18 protein-coding genes are annotated in these 19,748 nt (G+C 40.8%); 8 read left to right on the forward strand and 10 right to left on the reverse strand.

Annotated elements, in window-relative coordinates; genetic code table 11:
* Positions 1-80 precede the first annotated feature (80 nt).
* The 5 genes from purH (at position 81) to ACMVDV_RS10410 (ending at position 7,407) form a co-directional block, all read left to right on the forward strand.
* Positions 81-1,667: a bifunctional phosphoribosylaminoimidazolecarboxamide formyltransferase/IMP cyclohydrolase gene (purH, locus tag ACMVDV_RS10390; protein WP_416158065.1), complete on the forward strand. Its 1,587-nt coding sequence runs from the start codon at positions 81-83 to the stop codon at positions 1,665-1,667.
* 107 nt (positions 1,668-1,774) lie between these two features.
* Positions 1,775-2,593, forward strand: coding sequence for a class I SAM-dependent methyltransferase (locus tag ACMVDV_RS10395; RefSeq protein ID WP_416158066.1), 819 nt, complete (start codon positions 1,775-1,777; stop codon positions 2,591-2,593).
* Between the two features lie 14 nt (positions 2,594-2,607).
* A complete protein-coding gene (gene purD, locus ACMVDV_RS10400; protein ID WP_416158067.1) occupies positions 2,608-3,891 on the forward strand; it encodes a phosphoribosylamine--glycine ligase in 1,284 nt (427 codons plus the stop codon).
* Between the two features lie 92 nt (positions 3,892-3,983).
* Positions 3,984-6,491 (forward strand): EAL domain-containing protein, encoded by a 2,508-nt coding sequence (locus tag ACMVDV_RS10405; protein ID WP_416159084.1) that lies wholly within the window; start codon positions 3,984-3,986, stop codon positions 6,489-6,491.
* A gap of 106 nt (positions 6,492-6,597) precedes the next feature.
* Entirely contained in the window at positions 6,598-7,407 is an 810-nt protein-coding gene (locus ACMVDV_RS10410) for a DUF2797 domain-containing protein (RefSeq protein ID WP_192542437.1), read from the forward strand.
* Here ACMVDV_RS10410 and ACMVDV_RS10415 read toward each other — a convergent pair.
* The gene (locus ACMVDV_RS10415; protein ID WP_416158068.1) at positions 7,386-9,902 is read right to left on the reverse strand and encodes an EAL domain-containing protein; all 2,517 of its coding nucleotides are present in this window, start codon (positions 9,900-9,902) and stop codon (positions 7,386-7,388) included. The genes ACMVDV_RS10410 and ACMVDV_RS10415 overlap by 22 nt on opposite strands.
* A gap of 81 nt (positions 9,903-9,983) precedes the next feature.
* Here ACMVDV_RS10415 and ACMVDV_RS10420 point away from each other — a divergent pair, with 81 nt between their 5' ends.
* Complete coding sequence (locus tag ACMVDV_RS10420; protein ID WP_192542438.1) at positions 9,984-10,274, forward strand: DUF4144 family protein; 291 nt, start codon at positions 9,984-9,986, stop codon at positions 10,272-10,274.
* Here the strand turns inward: ACMVDV_RS10420 and ACMVDV_RS10425 are convergent.
* From ACMVDV_RS10425 to ACMVDV_RS10450, 6 genes are all read right to left on the reverse strand, one after another.
* A complete protein-coding gene (locus tag ACMVDV_RS10425; RefSeq protein ID WP_416158069.1) occupies positions 10,257-11,177 on the reverse strand; it encodes a histone deacetylase family protein in 921 nt (306 codons plus the stop codon). The genes ACMVDV_RS10420 and ACMVDV_RS10425 overlap by 18 nt on opposite strands.
* 86 nt (positions 11,178-11,263) lie before the next feature.
* Complete coding sequence (locus ACMVDV_RS10430; RefSeq protein WP_416158070.1) at positions 11,264-12,811, reverse strand: serine hydrolase; 1,548 nt, start codon at positions 12,809-12,811, stop codon at positions 11,264-11,266.
* Positions 12,812-12,831: 20 nt separating this feature from the next.
* Complete coding sequence (locus ACMVDV_RS10435; protein ID WP_416158071.1) at positions 12,832-13,332, reverse strand: gamma-glutamylcyclotransferase family protein; 501 nt, start codon at positions 13,330-13,332, stop codon at positions 12,832-12,834.
* 44 nt (positions 13,333-13,376) lie between these two features.
* Positions 13,377-14,000: a LysE family translocator gene (locus tag ACMVDV_RS10440; protein WP_304178419.1), complete on the reverse strand. Its 624-nt coding sequence runs from the start codon at positions 13,998-14,000 to the stop codon at positions 13,377-13,379.
* A gap of 3 nt (positions 14,001-14,003) precedes the next feature.
* Positions 14,004-14,786 carry a hypothetical protein gene (locus ACMVDV_RS10445; RefSeq protein WP_304178417.1) on the reverse strand — a complete coding sequence of 261 codons (783 nt, stop codon included), beginning with the start codon at positions 14,784-14,786 and terminating at the stop codon, positions 14,004-14,006.
* 35 nt (positions 14,787-14,821) lie between these two features.
* The gene (locus ACMVDV_RS10450) at positions 14,822-15,292 is read right to left on the reverse strand and encodes a CreA family protein (RefSeq protein WP_304178414.1); all 471 of its coding nucleotides are present in this window, start codon (positions 15,290-15,292) and stop codon (positions 14,822-14,824) included.
* Between the two features lie 98 nt (positions 15,293-15,390).
* Between ACMVDV_RS10450 and ACMVDV_RS10455 the strand changes: the two genes are divergently transcribed.
* Together ACMVDV_RS10455 and ACMVDV_RS10460 are read left to right on the forward strand one after the other, a co-directional pair.
* A complete protein-coding gene (locus tag ACMVDV_RS10455) occupies positions 15,391-15,978 on the forward strand; it encodes a hypothetical protein (RefSeq protein ID WP_416158072.1) in 588 nt (195 codons plus the stop codon).
* A gap of 16 nt (positions 15,979-15,994) precedes the next feature.
* Positions 15,995-16,324 carry a 5-carboxymethyl-2-hydroxymuconate Delta-isomerase gene (locus ACMVDV_RS10460; protein ID WP_016708456.1) on the forward strand — a complete coding sequence of 110 codons (330 nt, stop codon included), beginning with the start codon at positions 15,995-15,997 and terminating at the stop codon, positions 16,322-16,324.
* A 399-nt stretch (positions 16,325-16,723) separates the two neighbouring features.
* Here ACMVDV_RS10460 and ACMVDV_RS10465 read toward each other — a convergent pair whose 3' ends face one another.
* From ACMVDV_RS10465 to ACMVDV_RS10475, 3 genes are all read right to left on the reverse strand, one after another.
* Positions 16,724-17,170 (reverse strand): hypothetical protein, encoded by a 447-nt coding sequence (locus ACMVDV_RS10465; RefSeq protein ID WP_416158073.1) that lies wholly within the window; start codon positions 17,168-17,170, stop codon positions 16,724-16,726.
* Between the two features lie 3 nt (positions 17,171-17,173).
* Positions 17,174-17,626 (reverse strand): Panacea domain-containing protein, encoded by a 453-nt coding sequence (locus ACMVDV_RS10470; protein WP_416158074.1) that lies wholly within the window; start codon positions 17,624-17,626, stop codon positions 17,174-17,176.
* 329 nt (positions 17,627-17,955) lie between these two features.
* A complete protein-coding gene (locus tag ACMVDV_RS10475) occupies positions 17,956-19,380 on the reverse strand; it encodes a hypothetical protein (RefSeq protein WP_182739745.1) in 1,425 nt (474 codons plus the stop codon).
* Positions 19,381-19,748: the final 368 nt, after the last annotated feature.

Here is a 19,748-nt window from a genome sequence, read left to right on the forward strand (position 1 = left end):
TAAACATCGTTTTTTAAGCGGTATTCAGTTAAAATAGCGCCTTTCTAAGCTAGCTCAAACACTGAGGTAATCAAACTACAATGGATACACATCGTCCAATTCGTCGCGCACTACTAAGTGTGTCAGATAAAACCGGTATTGTTGAATTTGCTCGCGCTCTGGAATCACAAGGCGTAGACATCTTATCAACTGGCGGTACTTGTAAATTACTTGCTGATAATGGCATTAAAGTCACTGAAGTATCTGACCACACAGGTCACCCTGAGATCATGGATGGTCGCGTAAAAACTCTTCATCCAAAAATTCATGGCGGCATTTTAGCGCGTCGTGGTCAAGATGAAGACGTCATGGACGCTCATAACATCTCAGCTATTGATATCGTTGTAGTTAACTTATACCCCTTTGCGAATACTGTCGCTCAAGAAAACTGCAGCCTTGAAGATGCCATTGAAAACATTGATATCGGTGGCCCAACTATGGTGCGTGCCGCGGCTAAAAACCACAAAGACGTGACTATTGTAGTAAACGCCAAAGATTACGAGCGCGTGATCAGCGAAATGCAAAGCAACAATGGGTCAACTACGTACAAAACACGTTTTGACTTAGCGATTGCCGCTTACGAGCACACGGCGCAGTACGATGGCATGATTGCTAACTACTTCGGTAAAATGGTGCCTGATTACACGGATGAAGCGGCTGAGGAAACTAAATTCCCACGCACTATCAATATGCAGTTCACTAAAAAACAAGACATGCGCTACGGTGAAAATTCACACCAAGACGCGGCGTTTTATGTTGAAAACGACGTGCAAGAAGCGTCTGTTGCAACCGCCGTACAGCTACAAGGTAAAGCATTGTCGTTCAACAACATTGCTGACACTGATGCAGCCCTAGAGTGTGTTAAAGAATTCGATGTACCGGCCTGTGTGATCGTAAAACATGCCAATCCTTGTGGTGTGTCAATCGGTGAAAACATCCTTGAAGCCTATGACCGCGCATTCAAAACCGATCCTACATCAGCATTTGGTGGCATTATTGCCTTTAACCAAGAGCTTGATGCAGACACCGCTGAAGCGATTGTGTCACGTCAATTCGTTGAAGTGATCATTGCGCCTAAAGTATCAGAAGCCGCAGCACAAATCGTATCTGCAAAGCAAAATGTACGTTTATTAGAATGTGGTGAGTTCTCTGCTAAAGGCACAGGTCATGACATTAAGCGTGTAAATGGCGGTGTACTCATTCAAGATCGCGATTTAGGTATGGTTACTCAAGGCGACTTAAAAGTTGTGTCTAAGCGCCAGCCTACTGAGCAAGAGCTTAAAGACTTATTATTCTGCTGGAAAGTGGCTAAATTTGTAAAATCAAACGCCATTGTTTATGCCCGTGACGGTATGACCATTGGTGTAGGCGCAGGCCAAATGAGCCGTGTTTACTCAGCTAAAATTGCCGGTATTAAAGCCGCTGATGAAAACCTTGAAGTTAAAGGTTCAGTAATGGCATCTGATGCGTTCTTCCCATTCCGTGATGGAATTGATGCAGCTGCAGAGGCAGGTATTACAGCGGTGATCCAACCAGGTGGTTCAATGCGCGATGAAGAAGTTATCGCCGCAGCGGACGAAGCTGGCATGGCAATGGTGTTTACTGGCATGCGTCACTTCCGCCACTAATCACACAAAGAGCTAACACCATCAGTTAGCTCTTTTTGTTTGCACCAAATTCACGTATTCTGCTTATTCTATAACCTCTATAAAATTATAATGTGAAGGAACAGACGATGAAATTTGCACTAAAAACACTACTGGTTGCTACCCTTGCTATGAGCTCAACGTTAGTATTTGCCCATGATCATGGCCAAAACTCAGCGGTTGCTCAAGCCGTTAAATCAAGCGAGCGCAACACTGAACGTGACCAATATCGCCACCCTGTAGAAACACTCGCGTTTTTTGGCCTACAGCCAACGATGACAGTGGTTGAGATTGCACCAGGCGGTGGCTGGTACAGTGAAATTTTAGCGCCAGTACTGAAAGAGCAAGGCACCTATTATGCTGCACACTTTCCTGCTGATTCATCGGTTGGCTATTATCAACGTTCACTCGCTGGCTTTAAACAGAAAGTCGCCGAAGATAAGCGATTCAGTAACGTAAAAATCACTGAATTTGCCCCTTCAACACATTTAGACATAGCACCTGCGGGCAGCGCAGACATGGTGTTAACGTTCCGCAATGTACATAATTGGTATATGAGCAAAGATAAAGACGCCGCAGCTAATGCCTTTAAGTCTTTTTACAAAGCACTTAAACCAGGTGGCACTTTAGGTGTGGTTGAGCATCGCCTACCTGAAGCGCAAGCTGATGAAATGCAAAAGTCATCAGGTTATATGAAGCAAAGCGTAGTAATCGAACTTGCTAAACAAGCAGGCTTTGAACTTGCAGCAAGCAGTGACATAAATGCAAACTCACTTGATACAGCCGATCACCCTAAAGGGGTATGGACCCTTCCACCAAGCCTTAGACTTGGCGAGCAAGATGCCGCTAAATATAAAGCCATTGGTGAAAGCGACCGCATGACGCTGAAATTTAAAAAACCGCTTTAAATAGGATATTCGCCATGAATGTATTAGTCATTGGCAGCGGCGGCCGCGAACACGCACTTGCGTTCAAAGCCGCTCAAAACACTAAAGTTAACACTGTATTTGTAGCCCCAGGTAATGCTGGTACTGCGCTTGAGCCAAAGCTTGAGAATGTTGCCATTAACGTTGAAGACCTCGATGGCCTACTTAACTTTGCGCAAAACAATAATGTTGAGCTCACCATTGTTGGCCCTGAAGTACCATTAGTACTTGGTGTGGTAGATAAATTCCGTGAACACGGTTTAGCTATCTTTGGCCCAACAGCAGGTGCTGCGCAGCTAGAAGGCTCTAAGTCATTCACGAAAGACTTTTTAGCCCGCCACGCAATTCCAACGGCTGATTACCAAACCTTTGAACAAATTGACCCTGCGCTTGCGTACTTAAAAGAAAAAGGCGCACCGATTGTTATTAAAGCGGACGGTTTAGCAGCTGGTAAAGGCGTTATTGTTGCCATGACCGAAGTTGAAGCTGAAGATGCTATCCGCGATATGCTTGCTGGTAATGCCTTTGGCGAAGCTGGCAGCCGCGTGGTGATTGAAGAGTTCTTAGAAGGTGAAGAAGCATCATTCATCGTGATGGTGGATGGTAAAAACGTACTCCCGTTTGCAACTAGCCAAGATCACAAACGCGCTTACAATGGCGATCAAGGTCCAAACACAGGTGGTATGGGGGCATACTCACCAGCGCCGGTAGTAACCGATGAAATCCATCAGCGCATCATGAACGAAGTGATCTACCCAACGGTAGAAGGTATGGCAAGCGAAGGCCATCCGTACACTGGCTTCTTGTATGCAGGCCTTATGATCGATGACTCTGGTACCCCTAAAGTTATAGAGTATAACTGTCGTTTTGGTGACCCTGAAACACAACCTATGATGCTACGTTTACAGTCTGACTTAGTTGAACTGATTGAAGCAGCTAATCGTGTTGAACTTGATAAAACCACCATTGAGTTTGACTCACGCGCAGCAGTGGGTGTGGTACTGGCAGCGAAAGGCTACCCTGATAACTACCCTAAAGGTGATGCTATTAGTGGCCTGAAAGTAAACTACCCAGAAGGCGAAAAAGTCTTCCACGCGGGGACTAAGCAAGACGGCGACAACGTAGTGACTGCCGGTGGCCGAGTATTATGTGCAACGGCACTGGGTAACACTGTGACCGAAGCGCAACAACGTGCCTACCAACTAGTTGCTGAAATCAGCTGGCTAGGTATGGAATACCGTACCGATATTGCTTATCGCGCTATCGCTCGGGAAAAATAGGTCCAACCAGCAGCTATTAATAATAAGCGCAGTTTATCTGCGCTTTTTTAGTGCTACAATAAAGCGGTGACGTCTTGCATATAAGTAACACCTTGGAACAACAACCGTTTAAATATCATATTATTGCATTGTTTATTTTGAGCATTTTAGTGTTCATTATCTATACCTTTGCCAATCATTTAGCTACACCTACCCGCTATACAATTAATAAAACCGCTGCAGTGTATTTAGAGCAAAGCTATCGCATCGATCCATCAAAATCACTAACACTCGCTAAATTTTTAAACGATCCGGATGCCCGTATTTCAGAACCATTTGACACCATTGCATGGGGCTTAAAATCACAAGATTATTGGCTTTTAATGAAGCTAGAAAATAAATCAGCCGAGTCAAAACAGCTATTCGCTCACTTTGATAATCCTATGATTGATTATTTAACTGTTTATCAAATAGATAACCAAGGCAAATTGGTTAACACCTTTAATTTAGGCGATCGGCAAGAGCAACTTAGCTTATTTGAATACAGCGTCCCGCATATAAGCTTTGCTATTGCAGCACAAAGCCATAGCCTGTTGATCATAAAAATAGATACTACAGGGATCAGCAAAACCCCAATAAATTTATATGGTGAAGCTGAATTTAAAGATTTACTCCGCGCCCAAACAGCTATTTGGGGAATTTTTGTTGGGGTATTAATTATGGCGGCTTTATATAATTTAGTACTGTATTTTGGTATTCGCGATCGGGTTTATCTGATTTACATTGGCTATATACTGTCTGCACTGATTTTGATGGGCTCTGTATTAGGTTTTGGTTTTTACTTATGGCCAGTAGCGTTACAGCAGCTTTTTAATCACTATATTGTAGTGAGTAATTACGCGATTGCATTTTTTACACTAGCCTTCTGTGCTATGTTTTTGCGCTACCATAAAGATAAATGCTGGCGTTATAAGCTAAGCCTTGCACTATTGAGCCTTATGCTCTGTTTAGGGATCGCTAGCTTTTTCATTGTTGAATATATTTCTTCGCAAATATTCTTTGTTGTCTTAGTTTTTCTTTATATTGTATGTATTACATTAATTTACAACAAATTACGCAGCGGCTTTCGCTGGGCCAAGTTTTATGTCATTTCGTGGATACCGTTGATAATTGGCGCAGCAATTCAGCCCTTAGAGCTGACAGGGATCATCGAATATAGCTTTGCCACCCGTCATGCATTTTTAGTGGCAATTCTATGTGAAGTAACATTAATGGCCATGGCACTGGCTGATCGGGTGCGCTACCAACGAGAAAAAGCGCTCTATCACGCCACTCATACCGAGCAAACAAAACTTTTAAACAGCGCAATGTTAAAGCATGCATACACAACTTTGCAGCTCAACCAGCGCCCTGCAAACTTATGTCTAATTAGGATCATCCACTTTCACTCATTAAGTCATATTTTAAATCAAACCCAAAGCGCTGAGTTAATTGTCAATGTAGCGCAAGCTCTTGAGCTACAACTTAGCAAAGAAAGAGAATTCATACATTTAGAAAACGATTTAGACACCTGCCCGCGGATTGCTGACTTAGGCAACGGGGTACTCGCATTTGTTTCAGTTAAAACCCAAAGCACCCACACACTGCATGCAAATCTCAGCAAAGTGATGAAGGGGTTACCAAAACATTATCCTGTCCAAGGATTTGATTTACAGCTAAGTTATTCAATAGGTTATTGTGCCTTAGACAACGAAAACGGCTTTGATAGCTGGTTACAAAATGGCTATCTTTCATTGGCAGAAGCACCACACATAACCAGCCCAACTAGCCCGCCAAAAACCATGCCCACGATGATGAATATAAGCTTAGCAACCGCATTTCAAAATGCTTTAAAAGCAGACCAATTAACAATTTATCATCAGCCACAAATAAATTTACACTCAGGCAAAACGATTGGTAGTGAAGCTTTATTGCGCTGGCCTAATGCACCTTACGAACAGCTCAATATTGAGTCATTAATTTTATTAGCCGAACGTACAGGGCTTATCAACGAACTCACCTTATGGGTGTTGGATAAAGCTTGTCAAGATATCGCTAAATTCAATTATGCCGGTTATACCGAGCATAAAGTCAGTGTTAATTTAAGCGCTAAGAATTTGATGATCCATAACTTAATTGAAAAAATCGAAAACACCTTACTTAAACATAATGTTCCCGCCAAACAACTTAAATTTGAACTGACTGAGTCGGCTTTAATTGTAAACCAACAGCAAATGATTAACTTAGTTGAACAATTAACACGCCTTGGTATTGAAGTAATTTTAGATGATTTTGGTACTGGCTATTCGTCACTAAATTGTTTTGTTAGCTACAATTTTTCAACCTTAAAAATAGATAAATCATTTATTATCGACCTACCTACACATAGCGCCAACAAAGTCATTGTTAAGGCTGCGATTGAAATGGCCCATAGTCTTGGTTTAAAAGTGACTGCTGAAGGCGTAGAAGATGCAACAACGCAACAACTTTTACGCACTATGGGCGCAGATTATGGCCAAGGGTATTATTACTCCAAAGCCATTGCTGTCGATGATTACTTACTGTGGCTTGCCGATAAATAACTATTCTATAGAAATCATCTTCAACGACTAATCATGTTTAGGTATTTAAGCAAAGTAGCCACAAAACTGATAAAATCCCCTTTTTCACATCTTTAGGGGCGTAAAGATGCAAGGCACTCTCAAAAAACTAAAATCATCGCTAACACAACCAATTCAGTATCATTTACCTGTGGGTGATGAGTTAGTCGATCTAAATGCGTATATCGGTAAACAACTCACTTTAACTTTTAATGGCGCAATTTTATGCTCAAGCTGCGGTAAAAAAACTAAAAAAAGCTACTCGCAAGGACATTGCTTTGTCTGCATGCGTAAACTCGCTAGTTGTGATATGTGTATTATGAAACCTGAAACCTGTCACTATGACCAAGGTACTTGCCGTGAGCCGCAGTGGGGTGAAGAAAACTGCATGATCCCACATTATGTCTACCTAGCTAACACCTCAGGGCTTAAAGTCGGTATTACTCGCCATACACAAATACCAACTCGTTGGATTGACCAAGGTGCAACTCAAGCGCTGCCTATTTTTAAAGTACAAACGCGGTTGCAATCTGGTTTAGTGGAAGTGGCACTTGCGCAGTTTATTGCCGATAAAACCAACTGGCGTAATATGCTCAAAGGTCAAAGTGAAGTGCTTGACTTAAAAGCCGCCGCGGCTGAGTTAATTCCACAAATCGCAGGCAAGCTCAATGAACTGGCAGAGCTATTTGGTGCCACAGCTATTGAGCAACTAGATGAAGAGGTTGTTGATTTAGAGTTCCCGGTTACTGCTTACCCAACCAAAATTAGCTCTTTTAACTTTGATAAAGAGCCCGTAGTAAGTGGTATTTTAAACGGCATCAAAGGCCAGTATTTAATTTTTGATACTGGCGTTATCAACATCCGTAAATTTACCTCTTATGATGTCACTGTAGGTTGATTTTTTACCTGATAAAACTCTAACCATTGCCGCTGCGTTAACGGGCGGCAATAGTAATAACCTTGGATCACATCGCAGCCTATAGCCAATAAATAACTATACTGGGCAAGCTTTTCCACCCCTTCGGCAATAACCTGTAAATTTAAACTATTTGCCATCGCAACGATGGCAGCAACCACTTCACTATTGCCATATTCATCGGGGACTTTCGCAATAAAGCTAGCGTCTATTTTTAACGTATCTATGGGTAGTTTTGTCAGATAACTCAAAGCAGAATAACCGGTACCAAAATCATCAAGTGCAATCTGTACGCCCATTTTTTTAAGTTGCTGCAACTCTTTTTTAGCCTGACTCAATGAGCTAATAAAACTGCTTTCAGTGAGCTCTATTTCCAAGCAATGGCCTGGCAAGTTATAGCGTTGTAGCATCTGTTCAACACTGCTCGATAACTTGCCTTGGCTAAGGTGACAAGCCGAGATATTGATAGCCAAACGCCCTGCAGTTATGCCCAGTTTTTGCCACAAAGCCAACTGGATACCGGCATTATTAAGCACCCAAAGATCGAGCTTGACAATTAAACCTAATTCTTCTGCCAGAGGAATAAACTGTGCCGGTGAGATCAGCCCAAGCGCTGGATCATGCCAGCGCAAAAGAGCTTCTACCCCTTTAATTTTATTGGTTTTTAAACATTGCTTAGGCTGAAAGTACAATTCAAACTCGTCATTTTCAAGGGCATGCTGAAACCGACTCATCATCGCCAAGCGCTCTAATGAACGGGCATTCATTGATGATTTAAATAGCTGAAACGAATTACGACCCACTGCTTTTGAACGATACATAGCAATATCAGCATGTTTGAGCAGCGTTTCACTATCAAGCCCATCATCAGGGTAAACCGCAGCGCCAATCGATGCCGTAGCGCCCACCTCAAAGCCTTCAAGTTGAAAAGGCGTATTTAAGTAGCTGAGTATTTTATCCGCTATGCTTATTACCGCTGCAATATCATCGATTTCACATAGCACCACAAATTCATCACCGCCTAAGCGAGCTAAAGTATCGCCTTCGCGCAAAACACTTTGTATTCGTTTAGCAACTAATTTTAGCAGCACATCACCGGCGCTGTGGCCTAAGCTGTCGTTAATTTCTTTAAAGCGATCAAGGTCAATAAACATCACGGCGAGCATATCATTGCAGCGATGCGCCGCGGCTAATGCCATGCTTAATCGGTCATTAAATAAGCGCCGATTTGGCAGCCCCGTTAGTTCATCAAAATAAGCAAGTTGAACAATTTTCTCTTCTGCATTTTTACGCTCAGTAATATCACTAAAAATAGCCGCGTAAACAATTTCATCACTATTAGGCTCACGTATTTTAATAATGGTGAGCCATTCAACATACACATCACCATTTTTTTTGCGATTACAGATCTCCCCTTGCCATACCCCTTTTTCTACAATTGATTGCCACATTTTAATATAAAAATTTTTACTGTGTTTACCTGAACTTAAAATGCGCGGGTGCTGGCCGATGACGTCTTTTGGTTTATAACCAGTCAGCACTGTAAAAGCCGGGTTAACTTGAATGATCACCCCATCTTGCTGAGTGATCATAATGCCATCTAATGATGCATCAATAATCTTATTGGCTAAGTACAGGTTACGTTGTGAATGCTGCAGCGCTATATCACGCTGCTCAAGTACTTTTTCAAGCTCACTGCAATAGGCATTTTCTATTTCATTAATAAGGTGCTCAAGGGTAAGTACCCCTTTAATTGCTTGTTCGTCACTGACAACTAAATGGCGTACATTGTTTTCTGACATTAATCGATAAGCATCAAACAAACTGCTTTTAGAGTGTACTTGGTACAAAGGACGGCTTGCCAACTGCCAGCATGATATGTCGTTATTCGGTGCAATGATCAGATGCAGTAAATCTCGCTGAGTAATAATGCCATGCTCGTTTAGTTGCTGGTTATATACTAAGATCACTTGCTCTGCACGTTCTCGCATCATACTAACGGCTTCATTAAGAGCGCAATGACTTGGCACCACTAACACATCTTGATGATATTGATCTTTAATCGGCCTAAATTGCAAATAATGATCAAGCCCCTGATTTCGTACGATATCAGTAATACTAACCACACCGCACGGTAACTCATTTTCATCAACAACCAATAAATGGCGTACGTTATGCTGGTGAAAAACAAGCGCAGCATCGCTCACTAATTGCGAAGATGAAATACTTAAAACAGGGCTCGACATCACACTACGGATCTCAAGATGCTTAATATTACTGTCGGTAAAATCGAGCTTAATGCAATCAGCTTCAGTCCAGATACCGCATATCTGCTGATCTTCTTGCACAAAAATAGCGCTGACATTATGCGCCCGCATTAACTTTACGACATCGATAAGTTGCGTGTATTTACTACATGAAAGTACTTTATCAGTGAATACATCACAAACTTTCTGGTAACGACTACTTTTTGGCATTACAGCATCCCTAGCTTTACACGAACCAACAAGTATAATTAAGCCAATAAATGACAATTTGATTTAGGACAATAAATAAACATGCCATACCCAAAAATCATTATTTATAATGAAGAGCTAGAAGTCGTTACTCAGCCAAGTGACGTAGATGATTTTTTATATGGAATGAATAAAGACACGCAAGCACAAGTAACTTTGTTAGATCATAATGGCAGTTACCATACTCTTGATGGCGAGCCTTGCCAAGCACTGTGCAGTGAACAATTAACTCACTACGTTAAGCAGTATTTAGCTAACGAGGGGCACTGTTGTTTAAGTAAGATAGAGCAACTCACTCCACAGCAAGCATTTAATTTAGTCGTTATCGACTAATGCTTTTACATGGGCAATAGCGCTACGGCCAAGGGCTGAAAGTGCATAACCACCTTCTAAATAAGAGATAATACCTCTACAGCCAAGTTTTTTACTAAGTTGCGCAAGCTGTTCTGTCAACCAAGCATAATCATCTTCAACGAACTTTAGGCTTGCCATATCATCTTCAAGGTGGGCATCAAAGCCTGCACTAATAAACAATAACTCAGGCTTAAACTCTGTCAACTTAGGTAACCACTGCTGATTATAAAGCGCTTTTAAATCATTGCCATCGCTGGCAATTGGCAACGGCGAGTTAACTAGCGTGGCATTATTTTCAATCGCGGTATTGGGGTAAAACGGGTATTGAAATAACGAACAAAATAATACATTTTCATCATCAATAAAAATGTCTTGGGTGCCATTACCATGGTGTACATCAAAATCGACAATCGCAATGCGCTTAACCCCTTTGCTTTGTGCGTATTTCACCGCAATTGCTAAGTTATTAAACACACAAAAGCCGGCAGAGGTGGTACGGTTTGCATGATGACCCGGTGGCCGTACCGAGCAAAATGCTGCATCGAGGTTATCCGCTAATATTTCATCAACAGCTAAAACCCCAGCTCCTACCGCACGCTCAATGGCCATCAGTGAATCAGGGCATAACCAGGTATCACCATCAAGTGACGTTAAACCTTGCTCTGGTATGCTATTTTCCACCAGCGCAACAAGAGCTTCATCGTGAGCTAATAAGTAATGCTCGCGGGATGCCTTGGGAGCTTGCTTTTGCTGTACAGCAATATCTAACCCGCTTGCTAACAAACGATCAGCAATCGCATCTAAGCGCTCACGGCACTCAGGATGATCGTCAATCATTTTGTGTTTCCGACAAAAAGGATGGGAAATAATCGCAGTACGCATAACAGCTCCAAAAACTAATTTACGCGATAACTATAACAAAGCCACTAAACAGTGGCTTTGCGACTTTGGTTTATGTGCGCCAACTATTACTGTTTGGCTTTGAGGGTCAAATTTCTAAAATCAAAGCTAAAATCGGTTACAGCTGTTGAAACAGCGCGCATTTTTGCCTCAACCACGCGATTTTTACTACTCATAGTAAAGCTAATGTAAGCATCAGCCTCCAGTAACTTTTCATCCCACTTAACAATGAAGGTATTGCCCGTGTAATGCTCTAGTTGACCTTTTAAACGTTTGGTATGCGTGAAATCAATCCGTAACTTACCGTCTAGCTCTTCAATCACCACATCGCCATACCAATCATCGTGCAAGGTGCCAGTGTAGCTAATATTAGGTAATTGTGGCTGATAGTCTGCAGGCGCTTCAGGTTTAGCATTGGCATAGGCTTTTTGCTTACCTTCAAAGTGCTTTTTAGCGAGATCTTCGACCCAATCCTTATCTTCTAAATCGAGTGCATCTTCAAGTATTTCATAGGTCACTGCCGATAAAGCACTAAACGCTTGTTGATTACTTAGGATCACAATCCCGAGGTTTTTCTCCGGCAATAACGTGACTTGCGATACCATGCCTAAAATACCACCACCATGGCCTAACTTTTTAATGCCATGGAAATCTTCAATACTCCAACCTAAGCCATAACCTCTAAATTGCTGATGGTAAGCCTCATACGCACTTTTTGAAGCCAGTGAGGTGATATGCGGATGCCACATTTGCGCTTGTTGTTTTTCACTAAACAGTTGCTCGCCATTTGGCATTGTGCCATGCGCTAATTGGGTGCGTAGCCATTGGCTCATATCACTGACACTTGATGCAATCGCGCCAGCACCACGAAAGTCCTCTAAATAGTTAACAAAAAATGGGTGTAACTTGCCATCCATTGGAATGTGGCCCGTTGCCCAGTTTTGATTACTTTTTGGAATACGTGAAAAACCCGCGCGGGAATTATCCATATGCAAAGGCTGCAAAATATTTTTTTCGATGTAATCATTCCAGCTCATACCAGAAACACGCGCCACCACTTCACCGGCGGTGACAAACATCAAGTTGTTATAGGCGTATTTGCTGCGAAAGCTGCTGGCGGGTTTTAAATATTTTAGGCCTGCTAAAATATCTTCAATCGATTTGTCGGTATCAGGCCAAATCATTAAGTCGCCTTGGCCAAGCCCTAAGCCACTGCGGTGACTTAATAAATCACGGATCGTCAGTTCGCGGGTTACATAAGGGTCATACAAGCGAAACTCAGGGAGGTGATCAATTACTTTATCATCCCAACTGATTTTGTCTTCATCAACTAATTTAGCTAATGCCGCAGCGGTAAAAGCTTTAGTATTGGATGCGATACCAAATAAAGTATCTTTATTCACCTTATTACCGGTATCTAAATTGCTAACCCCAAAGCCTTTAGCCAAAATAACTTTATCGTTTTCAACTACGGCCACAGCCATTCCTGGGACATCAAAACGCGCCATTGAATTTTTAATTACTTGCTCAATCTGGGTAGTGTCAATGTCGGCATAGCTATTAAATGCACAACCTGTCAATAATGCGCCAGCTATCGCTAATTTTGTTAACGTCATAACAATCCTTGGGGTAAGTTTTAGTTTTTATTTTTATGTACAGCAAACTCAATAGCCGCACGTACTGTATCGCTATCTTGGCATGTTGGCCGAGATTTTATGGCTTCACTGTACGCATTTGGCACGCCTGCTTCAAGTGCCCCGCGATAAACATGCTGCATATACCAATCATAGGGCAGGATGTTTGCGTCAGTCGTATTGGCCATATAACAATGTGCCGCTATTTTTTGCCCATCGAGTAGTGTAACCTGAATATCAACACAGTCATAACGTGGCCCTTCAATGGCATCTAAAATCGTTTTTTCGTCGTCATTAAGTTGGTATACCACACCATAAACGTGGGCATTATCATCATTTGAAGGCCGTACATTGCCTTTTCCTGAACCATCGCTACTGACCATATCAAAGCTTAACTCATAGCCAAACAATGTTGCCGTACCAATACGCCGCGCGTTTGGTAATCGTGCCAATAAACGACTAGATGACATATTAGAACCAAACGAAAAATTATATACAGCCATACCCACCTACTTCACTTAAGCAAAATCCAGATCACTGAGCCTTTTTACACTACAATTCTTATTGCTAATGCAATGAGGATAACCCCAATACCACGGTCAAACCAATGGCCACTTTTTTGAAAAAAACCGCGCACATTAGGCTTTGATAACACTAAAGATAAAAACGAAAACCACAGCCAAGTTGCTAATGCCATATAAAGCCCATAGCCTGCTTGAATAATTAGCGGTGTTGATTGGCTGATCACTAAGGTAAATAACGACATAAAAAATAACGTTGCTTTCGGGTTTAGCGCATTGGTTAAAAAACCACGACGAAAAGCAATCCAACTTGATTCGGCCGCAACGGATTGTGAAGTGGTTTCTTGTTGTGCTGTTGCAGGCTTTGCAGCTCTGAGAGCTTGCACGCCTATATACGCCAAATATGCACCCGCTAAATATTTTAATGCCATAAATACGTTTGGTGATTGCGTTAAAAGCACCGCGACACCTAACAAGCAATAACTAACATGGAGCAAAATTGCCAAGCCAACCCCAAAGCTGGTCCACAATGCATTAGCCCGCCCTTGTTGAATACTCTGTTTAAGTACAATGGCAAAATCAGGGCCGGGGCTTGCTACAGCAAAAAAATGTGCCAGTGCAATTAATAAAAATTCATCTAAATAAACCACTTATCACCCTGCTTTTTGCTCATCAAGTGCTAACAACAGCGGATTAGCTGTATCGTTGACTAAGGCTTTGATCTCTTTCTGCGCCTTTTTAAATTGACTACGTAAATGCGGCTTTAAATACTTTTTAGAGTCTTGATGGCCTTTAAAGTGACAAACCAGTGCATGCATAAATACCGTTTGCGCTTCGCTAAGTGCTGCTTGCCTGTTTGCATACGGATTATAGCAAGAACCGCAGCCGCCTTTAAACTGGTAAACAGTATTGCTCATCATCACCCCAAAACCTAAAAAGCACGCCAATGCATCTGCCGCTTGCGGTAAAAACTCTTTTCCGCCTGGGGGCAGCACACCGACATGATGGATCATAATGGTGGCTAAGGTACCAGCAAAGCTGGCCACTAAGTCTTGTGGCTGATTAATTTGATTAGGATTAAATGACACATTGACATTATGACTAGGCGGTACAATTAATTGGCTTCGCTCACCGCGTAAATAATTACTAAAGGCAAAATGTGGAAATACTTGCGGCTGTAATTGTTGCGGAGCCACCAGCTTGATTGGCCACGCCTGTAACCCTGCATAACCCACTACGCGCTCAAACACTTTACTCGCCATTTCCTCAATACTTGACACCGCATCAGGAAAACATTGATGATTTGGCAGTACTAACTGCGAATGACTAATAAAGTAATCACTGTCAAAATTTTCCACCGCCCACACAAAGGTATCAATCAGCCATTGCTGCTCTTGCTGTTCTAATAAGGGTTTGCTTTTAAATAACGCTAACATAGTCTGCTCTTTCTACTTATACCCATTGCATTGGATTACTCTTGCTGTTGTGCCCACGCCCACGCTTGGGTGTTATACAATGGCACAGTCGATAGTGCATGATGATGACTACCCGTTGATTCTTTAGTTGAATATGATAAATACAGCAAAGTACGAGTTTCTGCATCATAAATGCGACGCACTTTTAACGATTTGAATAAAATACTTTTTGATGATTTAAATACCACCTCACCTGACTTACTACGATCAATCGCTTGCAACTGTTCTGCGGTAATTGGCCCAGTTTGACGACATGAAATTGACATATCGGATGGATCAGAAAAGTCTAAGTTAGCTTCAACATGGCTTATATGACAAGTAACCCCCGTGATTAAAGGATCCTGCTGCGATACCACTTTAATATCTTTGGTGGTAAATAACCCTAAACTAACTGATGCAGCATCGTCAGAACAACCCGATAGCGTGATCAGTAAACTTGCCAATACGCCAAATATAATCGCTTTCATAATTTTCCTTGCTCCAAATAAGTAGAACGGTTTGTGGCTTACATTTAACTATGTTTCAATACTAACTCAAATAAATCACAACAACGAGCACCGACACAATGAAAAAAGCATTCACATTACTTTGTTTACTGCTAATAAGTCATGGCGCAGCAGCTGGTTACTCACTCAGTGTTTACACAGGTAAAAGCTTTAATCAATCATTACAGACCGAAGAAGGCTTAGCGATTGAGCTTGAAGATAGTAATCACCTCGCTTTTAGTATTGATAGAGCAATCGACTCTGCTCGTTATGGGTTTTATTTTTCGAATACGAAAAGTGATTTTCAATCATCCCCTGGGTTAGATGTAGAAATGCAGTATTTTTTATTTCAAAGTGCCGTTGAAGTACCTTTAGGCAACCGTATCAACGGCTATGTTGGCGCACAAATTGGCGCTAACCATGTAAAGCCTAATTTTGCCAGCTCAGATACGTTCTTTGCCAGTGGCTTATATGGTGGATTTGAATACTTATTTAACGACCAAGCACGGGTTTTATTTGAAACTCGTTGGCTAGCGACGATAGTTAATAACGCCAGTAACGTTTCTTGCACCTTACCAACGGATGAAGACAATCAATGTTTATGGCATTTTGATGGCGATGTACTTAATCAATTTCAAACAAGCTTAGGCTTCACATACCGTTTTTAAGGGAAGTAACCAGATCATGCCGCACATTATTATTGAGCACTCAGAAGATTTACCCGTGTTACCGCAAGTGTTGGTTGAAAAAATACACAATGCTGCATTTGCGACCGGCTTGTTTGAACTGCCAACGATCAAAACTCGCGCTATAGCTTACACCCATTATCAACTAGGTGACGGTAAGGAAGGGTTTATCCATATTGCCGTGCATATTATGGCTGGACGCAGTATTGAACAAAAACAGCAGCTCAGTGAAAGCTTACTGCATTGCTTGCAAATTTATTGTCGGGACTCTGATAGTTTAAGTGTCAACGTACACGATATGGAACATGAGATTTACCGAAAGTGTTAATGTTTAAGGTAAATTTAAATCTCTAATCAATTTGTAATAACAGCTCCAGCTTCAAAAGAAGATGGTCTTAAATTCCTTAGTCGCGCCAGATAAAAAGTGAACAAAAAAAGTGAATAAGTCTTAACTTGATCTGTCAGATTCGATTAACAGGTGTGATTAACAGGACTCAATCAAATCTGACACTCGCATATGTGCCATGAGCAGACGATCGGTAGTATAACCTTTGAAGCCTCTGCTCCCCTAAAACCTTGCCTACGTATAATTTAATGTGCAGAAAAGACAGCCCCAGAAGTGATTTATTCACAAATTGCTTAGGAGACGAGGAAAGAGGGGTAATTTAAAATTAATATTTAGGGTACTTTTCTTCATTCCATTTACAGCGGCTGTCAACGTCTGTATTTATTTATATAACTCATGCCTAGGGTCCATCCAAACGGCATAAAATACGTTATCTAAGAAGAAACCATGAATCCTGCCGTACTCATTAGCACTGATTTGAAACTGATAAGGAGTTACAGACTGAAGCTGCTCATGCAAATGAGCAAACCCTCCCTTTTCACTGGTCGATGTCCAATCTATAGCATGTGCTCTAAGAGCCTTGCCTCCCGATTGACGCAAATCACTGGCCTTTTGTTGGGATACATCTTTCAGCCTAGACAGTATTTTGAAAATGTACTCACCGTCTTTTTCTTTTACACAGAACTTTCCTTTCGGATGGTCAAGTTGAAGGTGCTTGAATGAAAAAATCATTGCACCTTCTTCATTTTTAGGTGGCGTAGTCTTTACGTTATTAACTTTTGAATTTTTAGGCTGTCGAACTTTAGGTTTAATTTTTTTACTAGCCAATACTTAAACCTCTTCAGCCACTTTTGTATAAAATTTAAGAGTAGTTTCTTTATCGATGATATTCTCACAAGCTTCATCTGGGGCACAAGAGCCACGAGCCTCGATCCATGGCTGTTCATCGTGAGTCATCTGCTCAAGTTGGTAGCCGCTAAACTTGCCAAAGACATCGTATATATCTATTAGGTGTTCTGTATGGGTACCATCTAACTCAGGGAAATTAACATCTTCCAATATAGGGTTCGAACGGTATTCCTTGAATCGATGATACAAAGAGCGCACAACAGGCCCATGAACCCAAGCCTCAAAATCCTCATTTATCAAGGCTTTGCCATTGTTAACTAGAAACCACGCATCTGCGTAGTAAACCATTTTTTGTAGCTTTAATTGACTAATATAATCACCATGCTCTTTTGCAAAAGCAAGAAAAAAATCAGCCACTTGGTTTGCACTAATCATAAAACCTCCAATGATAAGGAAAGCATTCTGCCTGAGTGCAGACAATTTTTCACGTAATATTTATTAATAAACTCACTTCTTGAACTCATAGGGCATATAACAGTTTTCATAAGGACATTCTCCCTATGTTTATATAAATATTTCATTATTTGAACTGCTTTCATTAACAGAAAAAAGTGTCAATTATAGACAACTATAAATATCGTGATTAGGGATATTTATATAAAAGAATAACATTTACTCTAGGAGGTAGCTATTGTTCGAACTCACAGCTAATAGTTAGAGTATAGATTTTCCCCGACTGCATGTCCCATGCTTTTAATAGCTTATTAGTTAAACGAGAGATGATTTTTAGTCAACTCTCTATAGCGTTTATCGCTGTGAATTTTATTAAGAATTGTTCCATTTTGTAGAAGGAAGTCTAAAATCTCTTGAATTCGTTCACTACGAGCATTAGCTTTTAAGTTTGTTAAAACTGTAATCATATGCTTCTGACAGTGTGTATTATCTAATGTTACTCGTACTTCATTACTATGCATTGCAATAACGGTATTGATAATATTTTGGTCACCAAGCATACCAAAAAACTTGTCGTATAAAGGGCGACCGGCAGGGGACACTCCAGTATTGTAAGGGATCCCTTTACCAACACGGCAAATAAGAACTGCTTTAATGATTTTATTAACTCTTTCGACAGGGATGTCAGCCTCTGTTTCTAAATAAGAAAGAATTTTACGCATATGAGGCGGCTCATTATAAAAATTATCCCAAGAGTATCGAGCTTGTAAAAGTTCGTCAGCATGTCCATCCAATGAAATAATTCTTGAATCCAAAGACTGATAGCGATTTCCATCACAGAAAGAGAAAAATTCGACACCTAAGGTATGTTTATCGTTATGAAGATTATTTTTATAGCCATCAATTGTGACACCAAGTTTGTACTTAACATTATCACTACTCTTTGCCCAAATATGGGGAGCAAATAATGCTATATTTTTTCTAACGATATTACCTGTGCTTAAAGAGCTATATATTCCAAAAATACTATTTAGTAAGTTATCTGTATTCTGAAGGGAAAGGTCATTTAATGGCTTCTCCATGCTAGCAATAGTTGCAGCATCTAAAACATCAGGAGACCGTTTTAAATTCTCAATAAATGATTTTATTTGAATTGCAGAAGCAGAAGGTTTGTCATTTAAAATATCTTGGACACATGTTTGTAACCAACCTAATAATTCATAAGCATTTATTGAATAAGAGTTTGGGTGAGATGCACCAATATCATTTCTCATTGTTAAAATGTGGTTTAACTTTGTATAAACAATATCAGATATTAATTCGAGTTTACGACACGTATTTACAAGAGTGTTGTCTTTTAGGCCAGATAGATCTTCTTCTGTGTTATAAAACTCTCTTTTACTCCCACCCACGGCGGCATCAAAAAACATATCAAGTCCATAAACAACAACCTTTTCCCGTAAATTGATAACCACTTCATTCCAAACATAATTCAATGATGCATCGAACAAACCAATAGCTGCTCCAGCAACAAATTTAGATAAATAGCGGGCATCTCTTTTTACTTCTGGTGGCAATGATTCAATAAACGCTGGTAAGTTAGTTTCAATAATTTTTCGTTCAGGCAGTGCCGCAATAATATTTTCTGTCGGTAAACCTAAATGAGCTAGATACCCTTCGAACTTAGTTGTATCTGTAGAAAGCATTCCTGCTTGTGATAATAATTCAGTACTCATTGATTCACTCCATGATATGATGTTTGGTTAGCATTTTTATATACAGCAAATAGTGCGCTTTTAACTCACACCAGCTTTATTATTTAATACCACCTTTACTAAATAATTGCTAGGTTTAGAAGAATATTAAGACCAATTAATATAAGACATATATGAGCAACTATAAAGTGAAAGCCAAAGGGGAATTTCGATTTCATATATTACAATTCTTGACTGGCAGCTTCTCGCTCTTTGCCGATGTTCGGCTGAGTGCCCAGGCTGTGTGAAAACTATTGATCACCTTTTGGTCTAAGTACAGATTGGTTATGATTAATTAGTCTTAGCGAACGATCCAAGTCAGAGACTAAATTTAGTATTATTAATTGGTC

Source organism: Pseudoalteromonas sp. ASV78, assembly GCF_047806705.1.
In the GTDB taxonomy this organism is placed as follows: domain Bacteria; phylum Pseudomonadota; class Gammaproteobacteria; order Enterobacterales; family Alteromonadaceae; genus Pseudoalteromonas; species Pseudoalteromonas prydzensis_A.

Excerpts from the sequence above, each read along its gene's own strand:
- purH (WP_416158065.1), top strand. The coding sequence starts at position 81 with ATGGATACACATCGTCCAATTCGTCGCGCACTACTAAGTGTGTCAGAT.
- ACMVDV_RS10395 (WP_416158066.1), top strand. The coding sequence starts at position 1,775 with ATGAAATTTGCACTAAAAACACTACTGGTTGCTACCCTTGCTATGAGC.
- purD (WP_416158067.1), top strand. The coding sequence starts at position 2,608 with ATGAATGTATTAGTCATTGGCAGCGGCGGCCGCGAACACGCACTTGCG.
- ACMVDV_RS10410 (WP_192542437.1), top strand. The coding sequence starts at position 6,598 with ATGCAAGGCACTCTCAAAAAACTAAAATCATCGCTAACACAACCAATT.
- ACMVDV_RS10415 (WP_416158068.1), bottom strand. The coding sequence starts at position 9,902 with ATGCCAAAAAGTAGTCGTTACCAGAAAGTTTGTGATGTATTCACTGAT.
- ACMVDV_RS10420 (WP_192542438.1), top strand. The coding sequence starts at position 9,984 with ATGCCATACCCAAAAATCATTATTTATAATGAAGAGCTAGAAGTCGTT.
- ACMVDV_RS10425 (WP_416158069.1), bottom strand. The coding sequence starts at position 11,177 with ATGCGTACTGCGATTATTTCCCATCCTTTTTGTCGGAAACACAAAATG.
- ACMVDV_RS10430 (WP_416158070.1), bottom strand. The coding sequence starts at position 12,811 with ATGACGTTAACAAAATTAGCGATAGCTGGCGCATTATTGACAGGTTGT.
- ACMVDV_RS10435 (WP_416158071.1), bottom strand. The coding sequence starts at position 13,332 with ATGGCTGTATATAATTTTTCGTTTGGTTCTAATATGTCATCTAGTCGT.
- ACMVDV_RS10445 (WP_304178417.1), bottom strand. The coding sequence starts at position 14,786 with ATGTTAGCGTTATTTAAAAGCAAACCCTTATTAGAACAGCAAGAGCAG.
- ACMVDV_RS10450 (WP_304178414.1), bottom strand. The coding sequence starts at position 15,292 with ATGAAAGCGATTATATTTGGCGTATTGGCAAGTTTACTGATCACGCTA.
- ACMVDV_RS10455 (WP_416158072.1), top strand. The coding sequence starts at position 15,391 with ATGAAAAAAGCATTCACATTACTTTGTTTACTGCTAATAAGTCATGGC.
- ACMVDV_RS10460 (WP_016708456.1), top strand. The coding sequence starts at position 15,995 with ATGCCGCACATTATTATTGAGCACTCAGAAGATTTACCCGTGTTACCG.
- ACMVDV_RS10470 (WP_416158074.1), bottom strand. The coding sequence starts at position 17,626 with ATGATTAGTGCAAACCAAGTGGCTGATTTTTTTCTTGCTTTTGCAAAA.
- ACMVDV_RS10475 (WP_182739745.1), bottom strand. The coding sequence starts at position 19,380 with ATGAGTACTGAATTATTATCACAAGCAGGAATGCTTTCTACAGATACA.